The sequence below is a fragment of the Flavobacterium sp. GCM10022190 genome, from assembly GCF_042656445.1.
In the GTDB taxonomy this organism is placed as follows: Bacteria; Bacteroidota; Bacteroidia; order Flavobacteriales; family Flavobacteriaceae; genus Flavobacterium; species Flavobacterium nitratireducens.
On the sequence record NZ_JBHSOQ010000003.1, the window covers coordinates 136,845 to 153,743 of the forward strand.

The 16,899-nt window shown below is 33.1% G+C and carries 13 protein-coding genes and 1 pseudogene; 2 read left to right on the forward strand and 12 right to left on the reverse strand.

Annotated features, from left to right (window positions below; translation table 11 throughout):
* Positions 1-9 precede the first annotated feature (9 nt).
* The 6 genes and pseudogenes from ACFPTQ_RS10835 to ACFPTQ_RS10860 form a co-directional block, all read right to left on the reverse strand.
* Positions 10-465 (reverse strand): annotated as a pseudogene (locus ACFPTQ_RS10835) (outer membrane beta-barrel protein); the annotation flags it as partial.
* A 353-nt stretch (positions 466-818) separates the two neighbouring features.
* Positions 819-2,747 carry a glucosamine-6-phosphate deaminase gene (gene nagB / locus ACFPTQ_RS10840; protein ID WP_379777438.1) on the reverse strand — a complete coding sequence of 643 codons (1,929 nt, stop codon included), beginning with the start codon at positions 2,745-2,747 and terminating at the stop codon, positions 819-821.
* A 38-nt stretch (positions 2,748-2,785) separates the two neighbouring features.
* The gene (locus ACFPTQ_RS10845; protein WP_379777440.1) at positions 2,786-4,168 is read right to left on the reverse strand and encodes a sugar MFS transporter; all 1,383 of its coding nucleotides are present in this window, start codon (positions 4,166-4,168) and stop codon (positions 2,786-2,788) included.
* A 53-nt stretch (positions 4,169-4,221) separates the two neighbouring features.
* On the reverse strand, positions 4,222-5,151 hold the full coding sequence (locus tag ACFPTQ_RS10850) for an SDR family NAD(P)-dependent oxidoreductase (RefSeq protein ID WP_379777442.1): 930 nt from the start codon (positions 5,149-5,151) through the stop codon (positions 4,222-4,224).
* A gap of 15 nt (positions 5,152-5,166) precedes the next feature.
* Positions 5,167-6,054: a sugar phosphate nucleotidyltransferase gene (locus ACFPTQ_RS10855; protein ID WP_379777444.1), complete on the reverse strand. Its 888-nt coding sequence runs from the start codon at positions 6,052-6,054 to the stop codon at positions 5,167-5,169.
* A 25-nt stretch (positions 6,055-6,079) separates the two neighbouring features.
* Positions 6,080-7,156 (reverse strand): mevalonate kinase, encoded by a 1,077-nt coding sequence (locus ACFPTQ_RS10860; RefSeq protein ID WP_379777446.1) that lies wholly within the window; start codon positions 7,154-7,156, stop codon positions 6,080-6,082.
* 372 nt (positions 7,157-7,528) lie between these two features.
* Between ACFPTQ_RS10860 and ACFPTQ_RS10865 the strand changes: the two genes are divergently transcribed.
* Positions 7,529-8,569, forward strand: a complete 1,041-nt coding sequence (locus ACFPTQ_RS10865) for a substrate-binding domain-containing protein (protein WP_379777448.1) — start codon at positions 7,529-7,531, stop codon at positions 8,567-8,569.
* Position 8,570: 1 nt separating this feature from the next.
* Here ACFPTQ_RS10865 and ACFPTQ_RS10870 read toward each other — a convergent pair whose 3' ends face one another.
* On the reverse strand, positions 8,571-9,221 hold the full coding sequence (locus tag ACFPTQ_RS10870; protein ID WP_379777450.1) for a sugar-binding protein: 651 nt from the start codon (positions 9,219-9,221) through the stop codon (positions 8,571-8,573).
* A 401-nt stretch (positions 9,222-9,622) separates the two neighbouring features.
* Here ACFPTQ_RS10870 and glmM point away from each other — a divergent pair, with 401 nt between their 5' ends.
* Positions 9,623-10,996, forward strand: a complete 1,374-nt coding sequence (gene glmM / locus ACFPTQ_RS10875) for a phosphoglucosamine mutase (RefSeq protein WP_379777452.1) — start codon at positions 9,623-9,625, stop codon at positions 10,994-10,996.
* A 74-nt stretch (positions 10,997-11,070) separates the two neighbouring features.
* On the opposite strand, the gene tnpA is transcribed toward glmM, so the two are convergent.
* The 5 genes from tnpA to ACFPTQ_RS10900 form a co-directional block, all read right to left on the reverse strand.
* Entirely contained in the window at positions 11,071-11,508 is a 438-nt protein-coding gene (gene tnpA / locus ACFPTQ_RS10880; protein ID WP_379777986.1) for an IS200/IS605 family transposase, read from the reverse strand.
* Positions 11,509-11,789: 281 nt separating this feature from the next.
* Positions 11,790-12,920 (reverse strand): DUF4861 family protein, encoded by a 1,131-nt coding sequence (locus ACFPTQ_RS10885; RefSeq protein WP_379777454.1) that lies wholly within the window; start codon positions 12,918-12,920, stop codon positions 11,790-11,792.
* A 90-nt stretch (positions 12,921-13,010) separates the two neighbouring features.
* Positions 13,011-13,793, reverse strand: coding sequence for a gluconate 5-dehydrogenase (locus tag ACFPTQ_RS10890; RefSeq protein ID WP_379777456.1), 783 nt, complete (start codon positions 13,791-13,793; stop codon positions 13,011-13,013).
* Positions 13,794-13,823: 30 nt separating this feature from the next.
* Complete coding sequence (locus ACFPTQ_RS10895) at positions 13,824-15,302, reverse strand: sulfatase (RefSeq protein ID WP_379777458.1); 1,479 nt, start codon at positions 15,300-15,302, stop codon at positions 13,824-13,826.
* An 8-nt stretch (positions 15,303-15,310) separates the two neighbouring features.
* Entirely contained in the window at positions 15,311-16,876 is a 1,566-nt protein-coding gene (locus ACFPTQ_RS10900; RefSeq protein WP_379777460.1) for a DUF4955 domain-containing protein, read from the reverse strand.
* Between the last annotated feature and the right edge of the window lie 23 nt (positions 16,877-16,899).

The following is a 16,899-nucleotide window of genomic DNA, read 5'->3' on the forward strand; positions in this document are numbered from 1 at the left end:
TTCATTTAATTAAAATTCTTTTTTTCCAAATTCACTATCGATAAACTTAGACTTATTTTTGGTCTTTGTAAAAGTATACGATAAATTAAGAATCACCATATCTACTTCATAAACATAGTTTGTAGTTGTATAAAAAGCATTAGGACAATAAGTGGTAATTCTTTGTTCATTTGAATTTAATAATCCCATATCAATATTTTTCCATTGTAGAGTAGCAACTAACTGATTATCGAAAAACGTTTTTCTAAGACTCAAATTTGGAGAATAAAAACGGGAATCCTCTCCCTGTGCTGTTATTCGTTCAGACAAATAATTCAGTGTAAATTGCAAAGAAGTTGTTTTAGAAAAATCACAAGTACTGTTAGCATTTATAGAGAATTGAGTGGCTTTTGAATCAACTATACGACCATCAAAAAGACCATCTATTTGCTTATTATAAACGTTCCCTCCTATAAAATTATTCCATTTATCTGTTAATTTTTATTTGCATATCCATAAATTTATTTTATACTTTTTTTGCAAAAACTAAACTGCTTTACCTATAAATCACAAGCGGTTCAATAATTTCACTTTGATAACAAAGCTAAAATCGAACCTAATATATAAATCAATAATTATTTTTTTACAAGTAATTCAATAATTCGTATTAAATAGCTACTCCCCCCTACCTTACTTGATACAAAAGAGATAAATTATACTCAAAAAACTCGCTTTTTACTTGCCAGATAAGTGGTTAAACACATTTTTCTGAACTTAAACCAATAAAAAACCTCGAAACATAAGTCTCGAGGTAACAAACAATTATAACAATCCAAAAACTAATACTTCCATCTTACAAAGGCTTCCATAGCCGCATACGAAGCCATTCCTAATTTTTGATATAACATCGCAGTTTCTCTATTTCGGTCTTCGGCACGTTGCCAAAATTCTCTGGAATCACTTCCTTGAAAGACCACTCCGTCTTTTTGTGATTGGTGTTTAAAAATACCATATCGTTTTGCCAATACTTGCTCCGGACTCATAGGTACCGCCATTTCAATTTCTTCTACTCCCCATTCTTGCCAAGCTCCACGGTATAACCAAACCCAACAATCATTCATATAAGGTTCTGTTTTTAGGTTTTTAACTGCTGCGAAAATGGCGTCCAAACATACTTTATGCGTTCCGTGAGGATCCGCTAAATCACCTGCGGCATAAATTTGATGTGGTTTGATTTTAGCTATCAAATCCATTGTGATTTGAATATCTTCTTGTCCAATTGGTTTTTTCTCAATAGTTCCTGTTTCGTAAAAAGGTAATTCCATAAAATGAATTTGTTCATCTGGCAATCCAACATATCGAGCAGTAGCACGCGCCTCTCCTTTACGAATCAACCCTTTTGTGAAACGAACTTCCGGAATATCAATTTCTGAAGTTTTTTTATTCTTCAAAAACTCCATTGATTTTTTATACAACACATCAGCCTCTTCATTCTTGATTTCAAATTTTTCGTTGTAGTCACAAACAAAGTGAGCAAATCGAAGCGCTTCATCATCAGCTACCGCAATATTTCCAGAGGTTTGATACGCTACATGTACTTCATGACCTTGCTCTTGCAAACGCATAAACGTTCCCCCCATACTGATAATATCGTCATCAGGATGCGGACTAAAAATCAATACACGCTTTTTTGCAGGTTCAGCACGTTCTGGACGATTACTATCATCGGCATTCGGCTTCCCTCCTGGCCAACCAGTAATAGTATGCTGAAGTTTATTAAAAATCTTAATATTAATATCGTAAGCAGGTCCCGAATCAGCTAATAAATCACTCATACCGTTTTCGATATAATCAGCATCAGTCAGTTTTAAAATTGGTTTTTCCAATTGAAGTGCTAATCCTAAAACTGCCTTACGAATTAAATCATCTGTCCAAGTCACTTGCTCCACCAACCAAGGCGTTTGAATTCTCTTTAGTTTAGAAGAAGCTTCTTTATCTAAAACGAAAATCACGTCACGATGTTCTTGCAAAAAAGAAGCAGGAACCAAATTTGTTTCTGGTCCTTCTACGGCTTGTTTTACAATATCCGATTTTCCTTCTCCCCAAGCCAATAAAATCACACGTTTTGCTTCCATGATTTTTTTAACTCCAAGCGTAATTGCCGTACGAGGTGTATTATTTAAACCCGAAAATTCATTGCTAGCCGCCACACGAGTTATATGATCTAAAGCCACCAAACGTGTTTTAGAGTTTTGAAGCGATCCCGATTCGTTAAAACCGATATGACCGTTACCACCAATTCCTAAAACTTGCAAATCGATTCCACCTAAAGCTTCAATTTTTGCTTCGTAATCCAAACAATACTGGAAAATTTCATCTTTACTTAAAGTTCCATCCGGAATAAAAATATTTTCTGAAAGTATATCAACATGATTGAATAATTGTTCTTTCATAAAACGTACGTAACTATGAATAGAATCAGGTTCCATTGGATAATATTCATCCAAATTAAAAGAAACCACATTTTTAAAACTCAATCCTTCTTCTTTGTGTAAACGCACCAATTCTGCATACAAACCCTTAGGCGAAGACCCTGTTGCTAGACCTAATACACAAAGTTCATTTTTTTGTTGTTTTGCCTTAATTACTTGCGCAATTTCCATAGCTACTTCTTTCGAAGCCTCTTTCGAATTTTCAAAAACAATTGTGTTGATGTTTTCAAATCGTTTTTCGAAATCTGTCGCCTTGTCAATATTACTTTTTAACATTACTAGTTATTTTTTATGATTCATATTAAGTAATTCATTTATTTTCTTACCCAGCTCGTATATTTATGTCCTTTATGTGCAAAAAAGAAAATCATTAAATAGGCTGGAAAGAGCATTGAATATGCTAGTTGATTTCCTGTTTTTACCCTTGTCAAAGCAGGAGTAACTCCGTTAGATAAATTGATACTTTCAGCTAAAAATCCATACAATAAAGGAAAAATTGCCCCACCAATAATAGCCATAATCAATATAGCTCCTCCAATTTTTGTATATCCTCCTAAATTTAGCAGTGCCAATGGCCAAATAGCTGGCCAACAAAGTGCATTAACCAAACCGAATAAAGCTACCAAAACTACTACTAAAGGTAAAGCGGGGATAAAAGGGAATTGAACCATAATATTTGGAGGTAGCAATACTATTAGAATAACTAAAAACATACCTAAAACACCTGAAATCTTCAAAGCATTAACCTGTGACAAGTATTTAGGAATTAATGTAATGCCTACAACATAACCAATTAACATGGCTGTCATGGTAAATGAGGTCAACTTAAGATAAAAATCCCCATTTTCTCCATAGACTCCGAGTTGTTTTCCAAAAGTCCCAATTGTATCTCCCGCTATTACCTCAGCAGCAACATATAGCATTAATGTTATTGCTCCTAAAACTAGTTGAGGATATTTAAATGCATTTTTAATTTGCTCAAATATGCTTAAATGTGCGACATGACCTTCTTCATCCAATTCTATTTCAGGCAGGGGAGATAATTTAGCCAAAACTGCTAAAATCAGTATTACAATTCCCATATAGATATAAGGCGTTTGTAATTGAAGAGCCAAAGCGTCTAAGGTCTGTGATTTAGCTACTTCATCAAGCATTGCGATTTTTTCTTTCGTGTACTCTTTCATATTAGACAACACTAAAGCCGTTAATGCTAATGGAGCAATGAAACCTGCCAATTTATTAGCGATTCCTAATACACTAATTCTGGCGGCTGCACTTTCGCGTGGACCAATCACCACAACATAAGGATTTGCAGCTGTTTGCAAAATAGCTAATCCTGTCCCCATCACAAACAAAGCGATTAAAAACAATAGAAAAGTTCTCATTTCTGCTGCCGGATAAAACATAAAAGCTCCAAATGCAATTACAATTAACCCTAAAGATATTCCATTTTTATATCCTACTTTTTCAATAATCCAGGAAGATGGAATAGCCATTACAAAATAAGCAATGTAAAAAGCAAAAGCTACAAAATAAGCTTGAGATCCAGTTAAATCACAGGCAGTTTCAAAAAATGGAATCAAAGGTCCATTTAACCAGGTAACAAACCCCAAAATAAAAAATAACAGGGTCAAAATAGTCATAGGGATTAAAACACTTCCCTGACCTTCATCTAAAACGCTTTTAGTTTGTGCCATTTTGTTTGTATTATAGTAGTTTCTTAATAAAGCTTGAAAACATATACCACTAATTATTCATATTTTGATAATTCCTGATGGTAGAATGCAATTGTTTCTTCTAAAGCTGCATCGATAGAATGACCTGGTTTAAATCCTAAATCATTAAATTTTGTTGGGTTGGCTTTTGAATGCTTGATATCTCCTGAACGTTCTTCTAAAAATTGTATTTGTGATTTAGAATTGGTTATATCGATAATTTTTTCGGCTAATTCTAAAATAGAGGTACTGTGGCCTAATGCTACGTTATATGTTTCAGTACCTACTTGAGATGCTAAAACGTTTGCTTTAACAACATCTTTTACATAGATAAAATCTCTGGTTTGAGAACCATCTCCATAAATGGTTAAAGGTTGATTTTGAAGAGCTTTATTGATAAAAATTGGCACCGCAGCAGCGTAAGCAGATTGAGGATTTTGCCTTGGTCCAAATACATTAAAATAACGTAAAGAAGCTGTAGGAACATTCCATTGATCCTGATACATTTTTAAGTAAAACTCCCCATCTAATTTGGTAATTGCATAAGGAGTCATTGGTTCAGGAATCATCGTTTCTACTTTTGGCAAGACTGGATTATTCCCATAATTTGCTGCAGATGATGACAGCACCACCTTACAACCTTCATTTTTTCTTGCGGCTTCCAAAATATTAATTGTACCAATTGTATTGATATCAATACACTCATCCAAACGCAACAACGATTCGGGAACACTTACCAAAGCTGCCAGGTGAAAAATACCATTAGCTCCCTGAACTAATTCTTCAACAAGTTCCTTATCTCTGATATCTCCTTTTACAAATTCTACCTGTAAGCCCTCTAAGTTTTTCTCAAAACCCGTTCTCAGACTATCCAATACAACTACCTGATGCCCTTCTTCTGATAAATATTCAGCGATATGACTTCCTATAAAACCAGCACCACCTGTAATTACATATTTCTTCATTTGACTTAATTTATCTTAGATTAAAACCGGATTATTCCAATCAAGTACTGGAAAATGTTCTTTCAAATAAGCTTTTACTTCAACAATATCCTCTTTAGCAGTCAAATCAGGAACATGCTCTGAAAAAGGGATACCTAATGCTGTACCCGGAAAATCATGTAATAAATTCAAAAGCACTGTAGGTAATTCTTTTTCATCTCTTTCAGGATGAACTGGACAATTTTTAAGATAGGGGTATAAGGATTCTCCTTTAAATTTAAAGGCATTCATACTTACTCTTATTTTTCCTGAAGCATCTCTAAAAGATTCAACAACTGCTGCTTCTGGTTTTTCAATAATATCAAGAAGACAATTATTGTCATCTAATTTAGCTACTGCAAAACGTGAAATTCGTTCAGCAGGAAACAACATTGCATCTCTGTCATAGCTAATAAAAGCATTAGGACTGTCTGTTTCACGAAGCGCATATAAAGCTTCTGGAGAATACAAATTATCACTATTACAAACGGAGTAGTATTTAGAATTCAATTCTGGGTACTGTTCTACTGCCTGAAACAAGGCATCTGCAGTTCCAAATGGTTTAACTCTTCCTTCCGGGATATACTGAATTGCAAACGAGACATTTAAACCATAAAAATTGTTATCCTTGTCCTTATCCCCATAAAAAGCTTTGAACAATTCTCCTTGTTCACCAATTATGATGTATATATTTTTATAACCTGCTCTTTTAGCGTTCAATAAAAGGTAATCCATTAAAGGTCTTCCATTTGGCCCTACTCCAATCAGTCCTTTGCTTCTTTCATTAGCTTGTGCAATTTCCTCTGCGGTTAAATTCTCCACTACAGCTTCCTTTTTCATTCTTGAGGAAGCTCCTCCAGCTAAAATTATTAAATTGTCATGCATAATCCGTTTTTTTAAATTTTAATTTCTATACAATTCTTGCTCCTGGATCAACATTAACAGCATAAGCCTCAACAGCTCCCGCAGCTAACATCGCCTCTACAACTTCAGATTCTTTACCAGGCTCAGCTATAGCCACTATACTACCTCCTCCGCCAGAACCTACTATTTTTGCACCATAAGCACCTACTTTTAAAGCGGCATCAATCATAGCGTCTATTCTTGGCACGGTAATTTTCAACAAATCTCTTAGAACAGCATGGTGCCCATTCATTAGTTCACCTATTTTCTTTAAATCTAAAACCGGTTTTTGAAATTCAATAAGAGCCATTTTAGTGTAATAGTGATTTTTAACAGCTGCTTCGAAATACGGAACTAAATGATCTGGTAAATAATTAACAAAGTACTGCAGGTCCTCAATTTCCGTCTTACTCAAATCAAAATTTTTGAAATTACTCTTAATCACTTCAATTGCTAATAAAGCATTTTCTTTTAACTCTCCAATTAGTCCAATGGTTTCTTTTGGAACTCCTGACACTCCGGTTACAAGACCATCTAACTCTTTCCCAATGATTTCAACCGAAAAAGGATTTACTGTATTGATATATACCACATTTCCAACACCTATACTGTAATGATCCATCATTCCTCCTGGCTCACCATGTTCTACAACTTCTGATAAATAACCAATTTTAGAAATAAATTCCGGAGTTACTTCTTCATTAACACCAAAAGCAGTCACTAAAAAATTAATCCATGCCAATAACAAAGCCGAAGAGCTTGAAGTCCCCGAATTTATAGGAACATCTCCTGTAATTGTAATATCATACCCCTGATTAGGAATACAACCATACCTTCTAAGCACTCTCAATGCCGAAGCAAAATAATCTCTGGATTCAAGTTTATCAAACTGCTCGTTAACAGCTATAATTCTAAGCTTATCAATATCAACCATATTCAACCTAAATACCTGGTCATTATTTTGTACTGCAGTAAGCTTAATACTTCTGCTAATTGCACAGGCTATAACAGGCAATCCAAGATAATCCTGATGATCTCCAAATAAACATGTTCTCCCTGGCGCTAACGATACTATTTTTTCCATCTATACTTTTATTAAAATACTAACATACAGCAAATTAAAACAACAACCAACAATCAAAACCAACATAAAACTGCGATTTCATAATGCGAAACTATAGATTTAATTTTATTAAAACAAGGAAAAAGAACAAAAATGTGCTCGAACACACATTTTTTTTTGTTATCGAACACAAAAAACTAAAAAATTACTTATTATTGAATTAAATTTGGGCTAATTTTACTTTAAATCTTTGAGCAAACTTTTATTGAAAAAAGATTCTGATTAGAACTGTAAATACTCATCCCAATAATAAATTATTAATTTAAAGTTTTATTTCCTGATTTATTAATTAACAAAAAATATAAAAAATAAACTTTCTTATATTTGTAACCTATGAATAAAAAACTTACAATAAAAGATATCGCTAAATTAGCGGGTGTTTCAAAAGGAACAGTAGACAGAGTTTTGCATAATAGAGGCAAAGTTTCTCAAAAAGCACTTGATAGTATCAATGCCGTTTTAGAGCAAATAGATTATGAACCTAATCTAATAGCCCGAAATCTCAAGAACAATAAAATTTACAATATTTCAGTAGTGCTTCCTAATCCAGTATCCGATTCTTATTGGCTACCATGTATTAAAGGAATTGAAGAAGCAATTAAAGAATTTAAAGCTTTTAGTTTATCCATCAAAACATTCTATTTCGACCCTGAAGACACCGACTCTTTTATTTCAATAAACGAAACTGTATTAAACCAAAAACCAGACGCTGTTTTATTAGCACCAGTTTTCTTAAAAGAAGCGCAGGAAGCAGTTAGAAAATACAACCAACAAAACATTTTAGTAAACATTTTTAATAATCAAGTAGAATCTGATGAAATTAAAAATTTTGTAGGCCAGGATCTTTTTAGAAGCGGAAGAATTGCAGCAAAACTAATGGAAGCTATTTCCCCTAAAGGTCAAATAGCCATTATCCACATAGATGAAAAACTCAAAAATGCCATTTACATGCAGGAAAAAGAGAAGGGTTTTAGAAATTATTTTGAGCAAAAAGAAAGTACGGATTATGAAATCATTACTTTAAAACTAAAAAGAAACAGCTATGAAACAAAATTTGCTGAATTCATCAAGGAGCATCCTGATTTAAAAGGTTTGTTTATTACCACTTCCAAAGCGCACCAAATTGCAGAAGTAATAAATAACTCTAAACAAAATAAAATTGCTATTATTGGTTACGACCTTTTAGACAAGAATATCAGTTACCTCAACAATGGGACTATAGACTTTCTTATCAACCAAAACCCTAAACAACAGGTTTATTTAGGAATTAGCTTTTTAGTTGATCATTTTATCTTTGGAAAACAAATTAGCAGTACAACTCTTTTACCAATTGATATAGTAAACTCAGAAAATGCCAGTTATTATATGGAATAACTTAAAACATTAATTGAAAAATCCCAAAAGAGGATGCTATATGAAAATTAGGCGTTTCTGTTTGAGGGTCCACCCATGAAATCCAAACTGGTTCAAAGTTTATTCCGTCTTTTGATTTGTATTTTGCTCTGTACACTCCTGTTTCAATCTTATTTTCCTTAATAAGACTCAATTTCTTCATAGATTCTATAGTAATTGCACCTTCAACTGTAAAAGACGAATCCTTTTTTGATGATTTTACATCAATATTATTTTCAGGCCATTTCCATTCAAAATTAAAATTTCTTTCAGGGTAAGCTATAAAATCCATTATTCTGGCATCTGTATCCATTTCCAGACAATAATAAGGGTTCAAAGTTGCATCAGGCTTGAAAAACAACTCAACTCTATCAGAATTCCCAATACTATCAACACTATCGTCTTTTTTATCAATATGAATTTCAGTATCATAAACAGTAAAACAGAAAAAGAAATGAATTCCATCCCATAAAGCTCTGAATTCAATTTTAGAAATCGGATTTGAATCCCAGGGCGACACAAACGCTGTTAATACTTCGGATTTATTCCATAAATCACTCTCTCCTTTTCCAGTAATAATTAATTCAGCAGTATCAATCATATTAACTGCAAATATTTTTTTGTCTTTTTCCATACAATTCGTATATCGTTACTGATTTAAATTCATACTCTACTAATAATAAAAGTGTCTTTAAACATTTCTCTTATTTAAAGTAAAGCAAATATAGTGTGCTCGATAACATTTTTCAAATTTTTCCTTGGAAATTTAATCACACATGGGTACTTTTGCATTGTAACAGCACTTAAAACACAACACAACCCCATTATTACCAACATCTTAAGCGTATCAAAATGATTTCATGTATTGAAATTTTCTTTGATAATCAAAAATTCATACAAACTTTTTTTTGAGAAAAGTATCTTAAAAAAAAATCATCCGATTTTAAAAGTAATTTAATCAATTACAATGAATTGATAGTATCAGACTCTATTTCGAATTCGATAAAAAATATTAATTTTTATAAACAATAATTTATGACACTTATAAAGTCAATTTCAGGTATAAGAGGAACTATAGGAGGAAAGGCCGGAAATGCGCTAACGCCAAATGATATTGTATCATTTACAGCCGCCTTTGGTTACTGGTTAAAGTCCAATAACCATACAAATAAAAAAATCGTAATAGGTCGTGATGCCCGAATTTCAGGAGAAATCGTTTCAAAAATAGTTAGCGGCACACTACAATCTATGGGACTAGATGTTGTTGATCTGGGTTTATCAACTACACCTACCGTAGAAATGGCCGTTGTTGCTGAAAAAGCTATAGGAGGAATTATTCTCACTGCAAGTCACAATCCTAAAGAATGGAACGCTTTGAAATTATTAAATGAAAAAGGCGAATTTATTTCTGCACAGGATATTTTGACAATTTTAGAAAGTATTGAAAAAGAAGATTATCAATATACGGAAGTAGACGGCCTTGGAAACTACTCAACTAATAACGATTATTTTAGTTATCACATTGAAGCAATTAAAGCATTGCCTTTAATAAATACAGAAGCAATTAAGAAGAAAAAATTTAAAGTTGCTGTTGATGCCGTAAATTCTACAGGAGGATTTGCTGTACCATTATTACTAAATAGTTTAGGTGTAGACAAGATTGAATTAATCAATTGCGATCCCACTGGACAATTTGCACATAATCCGGAACCACTAACGGAGAATCTAACGGCATTAATAGAAAAAATGAACGAAGGAAAATATGACTTAGGTATTGCCGTAGATCCTGATGTAGACCGATTAGTCGTTATTTGTGAAAACGGATTGCCTTTTAATGAAGAATATACCTTAGTCGCTGTTTCAGATTATATTCTATCCCATCAAAAAGGAAATACTGTTTCCAATTTATCATCCACACGAGCTCTAAAAGATGTGACAGAAGCCAGAGGTGGACAATACTTTTCGGCTGCAGTAGGCGAAGTAAATGTAGTAGAAAAAATGAAAGAAGTAGATGCTATAATTGGTGGTGAAGGAAATGGAGGAATTATCTATCCTGAATTGCATTATGGAAGAGACGCTCTGGTAGGAATCGGATTCTTATTAAGTTACATGGCAGAATCTAATCTTACTTTATCTGCATTAAAAGAAAAATTCCCTCTGTACAGCATGTACAAACATAAAATTGATCTTCCTGACAATTTATCAATGGATAGTATACTTGAAAAAGTAAAGGAAAAATATGCAAACTACCCAATAATTACCATCGATGGAATTAAAATTGAAATGGAAAACAGTTGGGTACATCTTCGAAAATCAAATACTGAAGCTATTTTACGCGTTTATTCAGAAGCTAATTCGTACGAATTGGCAAAAAAAATAGCATTAGAAGTAAGTGGCTTAGTAGTGTAACAATTTAACTAAATCACTCTGCACTGAAAGTGCAGAGGTTTGTTTGACGAGGGACTGAAAGTCCCTCATTTCTTTCATTCGAGAATGAAATTTAAATTATCATCATTATCTTTTTTTCTGTGATGCTCCAAATATTCATTTACCATTTTATCAGTTATATTCCCAGTACTCCAAACTCCATAACCACTTGCCCAAAAATGTTGACCCCAATATCGTTCTTTCAATTCAGGAAATTCCATCTGTAATTTTCGAGACGTTCTTCCTTTAAAACTTTTTAAAATTGAACTGACATTCTGTTTGGGTGCATATTCAATATGCATGTGAACATGATCAGAACTTACAACTCCTTTTAATTTTTCAATCCCTTCTGCTTCACAAATTTGTATCAAAATTTCACGGCAACGCTTTTGAACATCTCCTTTCAATACTTTAAACCTATATTTAGTAACCCAAACAACATGACATGTTAATCTGCTTACTGTATGCGAACCTTTTCTTAAATCTATACCCATAACATAAAGATATAGATTTTTTCGCATTACTAAAGTGCTGCAATAAATTGCAGGGTTTTAGACCCGAAACTGTGACCAATAAAAAAATCCGTTGGGAGTAAAAAAGTAATTACAAACCAACGGATTAGAAAAATAACCAAAAAAGTAAAATTAATAGGTGAAATTTATCCCTAAAAACTAAATTTTTATAAGTATAAAAAATAATACAAACTATAACTTTTTTAAAATAATTTTATTTCTTAGTGAAGATAAATAGATATTGCAGACATGGAAATAAAATTTTATTCTATTTCTACTTTCAAAGGATTCTTTAATTCTTTACAAGAAAGATTCAAATACTCAACCCATTGTGAAGAATTCAAAATTTTTCCAGCTTTATCCCAAGCTGCTCCTGCATAGTAAATTACAGGCTCATTGCTTTTTGTTTCAGAAACAGCTAATAACTGCTCCTTCTCTACTAACATATTTTTGACCGGAGTTGTTAAAATACATCCTACTCCAGTTGTGCCATCATTTCCATGAGTTGGTTCCCAATAAGCCATTATCCCTTCTTGTTCATTTAACGAAATAAAACCGTTTTCAGGACGCTTACTAATACCAACTGCGACCGGTAATAATTTAGTATCTACATAAGTGAAAACATTTTCTATTCGATTAAGTTGGGATCCGGCATCTATCGAAATCGTTTTTACACAAGAAACTTTAATTCCTGCTGCATCCCACTCATCATATTCTAGTTGAAAAGTGGAACGTAAAGGCCCATTATCCAACACTTTCCATTTGTGATAATTACCTGAATAACGTACACTATCTTTGATATAAGGAGCCATACTACCAGCACCTAACGTATAACCAACTTTGTAATAATCTAATCCATCACCGTGATCTGTATGATAATCTCCAACTTTATAACGTTCATTAATAATCATTCTATCGGTACGTTTCACCCATACATCTATACCATATGCATCATCTCTGGTGCCTTCGAGCGCTTTTCCATAAGCTCTAAATGCAATACGGTCATTTTCCCATGCAAAATCATCTAATCTTTCAGGGACATATCGCGCATAGGTTTTAGCTTTAAATTGAACTGGTTTTCCTTTTTGAAGAAAAAGCTGAAGACCTGTATTCGATTTTACATCCACCTGCACCAGTAAATTTTGAATAGTTGGAAGTCCTTTGTGTTCCAACTGATATGGAATCTGTTTTTTAGTCACAGTATTAATCACAACAAAATTAGAAGTATCTATTTTTGGGTATTGTTTTAAAATCTCATCCCATCTAATCGCCACTACAGCTTCCTTTCTTTCTAAATCAGTATTATTTTGAATAACAATAATTCCTTTAGATTGCGATAAAAGTATTAATGGAAATAGAAGAATAATTAAATAAATGTATTTTGCGTGTTTCATAATTAATGGTTAAAGGATGAATAATTTCAAATAAAGAACTTCTACTAATACTATTTTTAAAACAATATTAGTAGAAATTCAAAGTGTTAATTATTCATTTGAAGGTTTTCCAATAGTTGCTAAAATCCCTCCGTCTACATAAAGTATATGTCCGTTGACAAAATCACTTGCTTTAGATGATAAAAAGATGGCTGCTCCTTGTAAATCTTCTGGATCACCCCAACGATTTGCAGGTGTTCTGCTAATAATAAATTCGTTAAACGGATGTCCTCCTACCCTAATTGGAGCTGTCTGACTTGTAGCAAAATATCCCGGTCCAATTCCATTAACCTGAATATTGAACTTTGCCCATTCGGTAGCCATATTTTTAGTCAGCATTTTTAATCCTCCTTTTGCAGCGGCATAAGCACTTACTGAATCCCTTCCTAGTTCACTCATCATGGAACAAATATTGATAATTTTTCCTCCTCCTCGTTCTATCATTCCTTTAGCTATATTTTTAGAAACAATAAAAGGGCTTATTAAATCAACATTAATTACTGCTGCAAAATCTTTAACTTCCATTTCGATAATCGGAGTTCTTTTTATAATACCGGCATTATTAATCAGAATGTCAATTGGAGCAACTTCAGCTTCTATTTTTTTTATACCGGCAATTACAGCTTCTTCATCTGTTACATCAAATACATATCCGTAAGCTTCGATTCCTACTGCTTTATATTCTGCGATTGCTTTATCTATGTTTTCTTGTGAAAGGTCGTTTACTACAATTTTTGCACCTGCAAAACCTAATCCTTTAGCCATAGCCATTCCTAGACCATGAACTCCACCTGTTATAAGAGCTGTTTTTCCTGTTAAATCAAATAAATTCATTTTTCCGTTTTTATTTAGTACTATTTTTTATTACTTATCTATTACAAAACCATCTCCAGTTTCCTTAATCCATTTTTTTAAAGATGCTTGTAATTGCTTAACAATTGGCAAATTTGGATTATAAATATTATTCAATTCGAAAGGATCTGCCTTCAAATCATACAATACATATTCGCTTTTATTTTTTTTCTTTACAAATGCTAATTTGTAATCCGTATTACGGATTCCTCTAAAACCAGTATTCATATTGACATTATTACTGATAATAGCTCCTAAAATATATTGTTCTTTTGGTTGTTTACCTTTACCTTTAAGGTAATATTGCGCATAACTTTTTCCATCTAAATTCTCAGGTGTTTTATCTTTTAAACCCATTAAATCTAACAGAGTAGGATAAATATCTGGTAAACTACCTAAGAAAGTATTATCCATTCTTGGCTTAATGTGTCCTTTCCAATTCACAATAAATGGTATTCTTAAGGACTCTTCGAAAATATTATTTTTAGAAACTTCAGAATGTTTTCCTAAGCAATTTCCGTGATCAGCCATTATCACAACAATGGTATTATCATCTAACTTTTGATTTTTCAGTCCTTGTAATATTCGGCCTATCTGCTCATCAACACCTGTAATATTTGCGTAATAGTAACGTACATCTTTTCTGTACTGATCACCCTGCTCTGTTCCCTCAGCCGGAATATTAGGGTCTTTTACCAAATCTTCAATTGGAACATCTTTATACAAATTGTAATAATTTTGAGGGACTGTCTGATATTCAGAATGAGGCGGATTCATCGAAACTACCAATGAGAAGGGAGCGCCATCTTTACGGATTTTACCATTTTCATTTTTAAAAAAAGCTAAGGCTTTATCTGCTTCATGTATAGGTCCCCATTGGTGAACGTATTTAAAATCATCTCTTTTATCATTCGTATCCCAATACATTGGATTATCATGCTCATCATAGGTACCATAAGCATACCAATAATCAAAACCATGTCTTCTGTCTGGTTCAGTCCATTCGTTCCAGGCTACTTTTCCAATATTATTTGATGTAGGAATATAAGGTTCATAAGGAGAATCCAAATGCCATTTACCAATATAACCGTTAAAATATCCATTTTGTTTCAGAACATCTGACCAACAAACAGCATCTTTTTGCAATTCAATTCCAAAAGGAGCTGAAGAAGAATTTACATTACTGTATACATGATTTTTTATTGGGTATTGTCCTGTCATTAACATAGCTCTCGCTGGCGAACAAACAGGATAATTACTCACCATTTGATTCAATACTAAACTTTCTTTGGCATATTGATCCAAATAGGGCGTCATAACAGGTTCTTTTCCTTCAAAACCTAAGGCCTGTCCTCTCCATTGATCGGCAATAATGATTAATAAATTAGGTTTTTTTTCGGAATTTTTATTTTGAGCAATGACTGTGTTCCAACCAACTAATGCCAGCAAAAAAAGGAACTTTATGTACGAACTGCTTTTAATATTTTCCATAATTATTTTTATCGAATTTTTTTTATCCATTGTGGTAATTTATGTAACCTCAACTTCAACTGTGCTAAATACAAAGAAGCGGGTGCTACCTCTTTCCCTATTGATTCCGAATATCCTAATTGTTCTGTTTTGAACGTTGTTCCTTTACTTACAAAACCAACTACTACTGGATTTGGGATCTTCCAATATTCGAACACTTCAGAAGGAGGCCAAAACTCAAAATCTTTTACAGCTTCATTAGTTTGCTTATAATTCCATAGTACCAACCCCTGCATGTGATTAGGCATATTTTCTAATGCTCCTCCTCCACGACCATTCATCAAACCTCCTTCAACCTCATCTAATAATGTATTTCTAGGCTGACTGGAATGCGACTCAAAACAAGTAGTAGACGGATATTTACATTTCCAGATTACGGTATTCATCGCGCCATGAGAAGAACCAAAAGAATGCCACTGTGAAGCTTCATCAATACAATTTGCAATTAATACATTTGTGGAACCATTAGAATTAATAGCCTGATGACCGGCATTACCATCAATTGTACAATTCAAAACAGTGATATTAGCACTTTGGGCAATTGTTGCAGCTACACTACAATCCGTAAAACGACAATTCTTCATCCATGAATTAGTTGTTCTTCTAATATTTAACATAGTATAACCACTATCGTCTTTCCAGGAACGGTGGTGTACAAACTTTTCTGTCCAATTCCCCACAAAAGCTATATCCTCAATCCCTACTTCCTCACTATTAGCAAATTTGTATACTTCCCAATTATACTCTGGGTCAATACGATAAGAAATTGGTGCAAATAGTGTTAACTGTTTTTTGTCTATTTTTTTTATCTTATAAAAAACTTTTACATCTATACCCTTCTCTACAAGATAGGTCCATGCTGGCTCTACAGCTTTGTTTTTTAACTCCGATGCAATTAAATCTTTATCATTATCTAATAATTTCAAAACAATCCAGTCTCCGGGATTTAAACCTTCAATTGTATTTAGTTCTATTGTAAAATCGCCAACAGCAGCTGCCTGAGTAACTGTTCCAATTTTCTTATCAGCACCATCACTATTAAAAATAAACAAAGGAGGAACAGTCCACATTTTTGTTGGATCGGCTGGAGGCAATGCATTTTTCATAAACAACTCTGTTCCTCCGGGACCGGAACCACTTCCTCTAAAAATGATATTGCTTTTCTTTGACACAATAGAATTAGTCGCATCACCATCTTCATTAACTAAAAATCTTCCTTTAGGGAAGAAAATAATTCCCGAACCATTTTTATTAGCGGCATCTATTGCTTTTTGTATGGCTACTTTATCGGATATCGTATCATCAGGTTTTGCTCCAAAAGAGGTAACATCAAAAATTTTATATTTTGTTATATTCGGTATTTCTTTTTCACCCTGATGGTACCCTACGTATGAAAAATCAGGAAGAACAGTTTTATCCTTTTTATAATCTTCAAATATTCGGGTCTCATTTTGAGCAGAAACAGATAGTATCATCAGCAAATTCAAAACAATAATCCATCGCTCTTTAAGTCCTATTTTATTATAATTAATCATTCACATCCATTTAAATAAGTCGA

Bases quoted from the DNA above. Each gene is read 5' to 3' on its own strand.
- nagB (WP_379777438.1), bottom strand. From the start codon at position 2,747: ATGTTAAAAAGTAATATTGACAAGGCGACAGATTTCGAAAAACGATTT.
- ACFPTQ_RS10845 (WP_379777440.1), bottom strand. From the start codon at position 4,168: ATGGCACAAACTAAAAGCGTTTTAGATGAAGGTCAGGGAAGTGTTTTA.
- ACFPTQ_RS10850 (WP_379777442.1), bottom strand. From the start codon at position 5,151: ATGAAGAAATATGTAATTACAGGTGGTGCTGGTTTTATAGGAAGTCAT.
- ACFPTQ_RS10855 (WP_379777444.1), bottom strand. From the start codon at position 6,054: ATGCATGACAATTTAATAATTTTAGCTGGAGGAGCTTCCTCAAGAATG.
- ACFPTQ_RS10860 (WP_379777446.1), bottom strand. From the start codon at position 7,156: ATGGAAAAAATAGTATCGTTAGCGCCAGGGAGAACATGTTTATTTGGA.
- ACFPTQ_RS10865 (WP_379777448.1), top strand. From the start codon at position 7,529: ATGAATAAAAAACTTACAATAAAAGATATCGCTAAATTAGCGGGTGTT.
- ACFPTQ_RS10870 (WP_379777450.1), bottom strand. From the start codon at position 9,221: ATGGAAAAAGACAAAAAAATATTTGCAGTTAATATGATTGATACTGCT.
- glmM (WP_379777452.1), top strand. From the start codon at position 9,623: ATGACACTTATAAAGTCAATTTCAGGTATAAGAGGAACTATAGGAGGA.
- tnpA (WP_379777986.1), bottom strand. From the start codon at position 11,508: ATGGGTATAGATTTAAGAAAAGGTTCGCATACAGTAAGCAGATTAACA.
- ACFPTQ_RS10885 (WP_379777454.1), bottom strand. From the start codon at position 12,920: ATGAAACACGCAAAATACATTTATTTAATTATTCTTCTATTTCCATTA.
- ACFPTQ_RS10890 (WP_379777456.1), bottom strand. From the start codon at position 13,793: ATGAATTTATTTGATTTAACAGGAAAAACAGCTCTTATAACAGGTGGA.
- ACFPTQ_RS10895 (WP_379777458.1), bottom strand. From the start codon at position 15,302: ATGGAAAATATTAAAAGCAGTTCGTACATAAAGTTCCTTTTTTTGCTG.
- ACFPTQ_RS10900 (WP_379777460.1), bottom strand. From the start codon at position 16,876: ATGATTAATTATAATAAAATAGGACTTAAAGAGCGATGGATTATTGTT.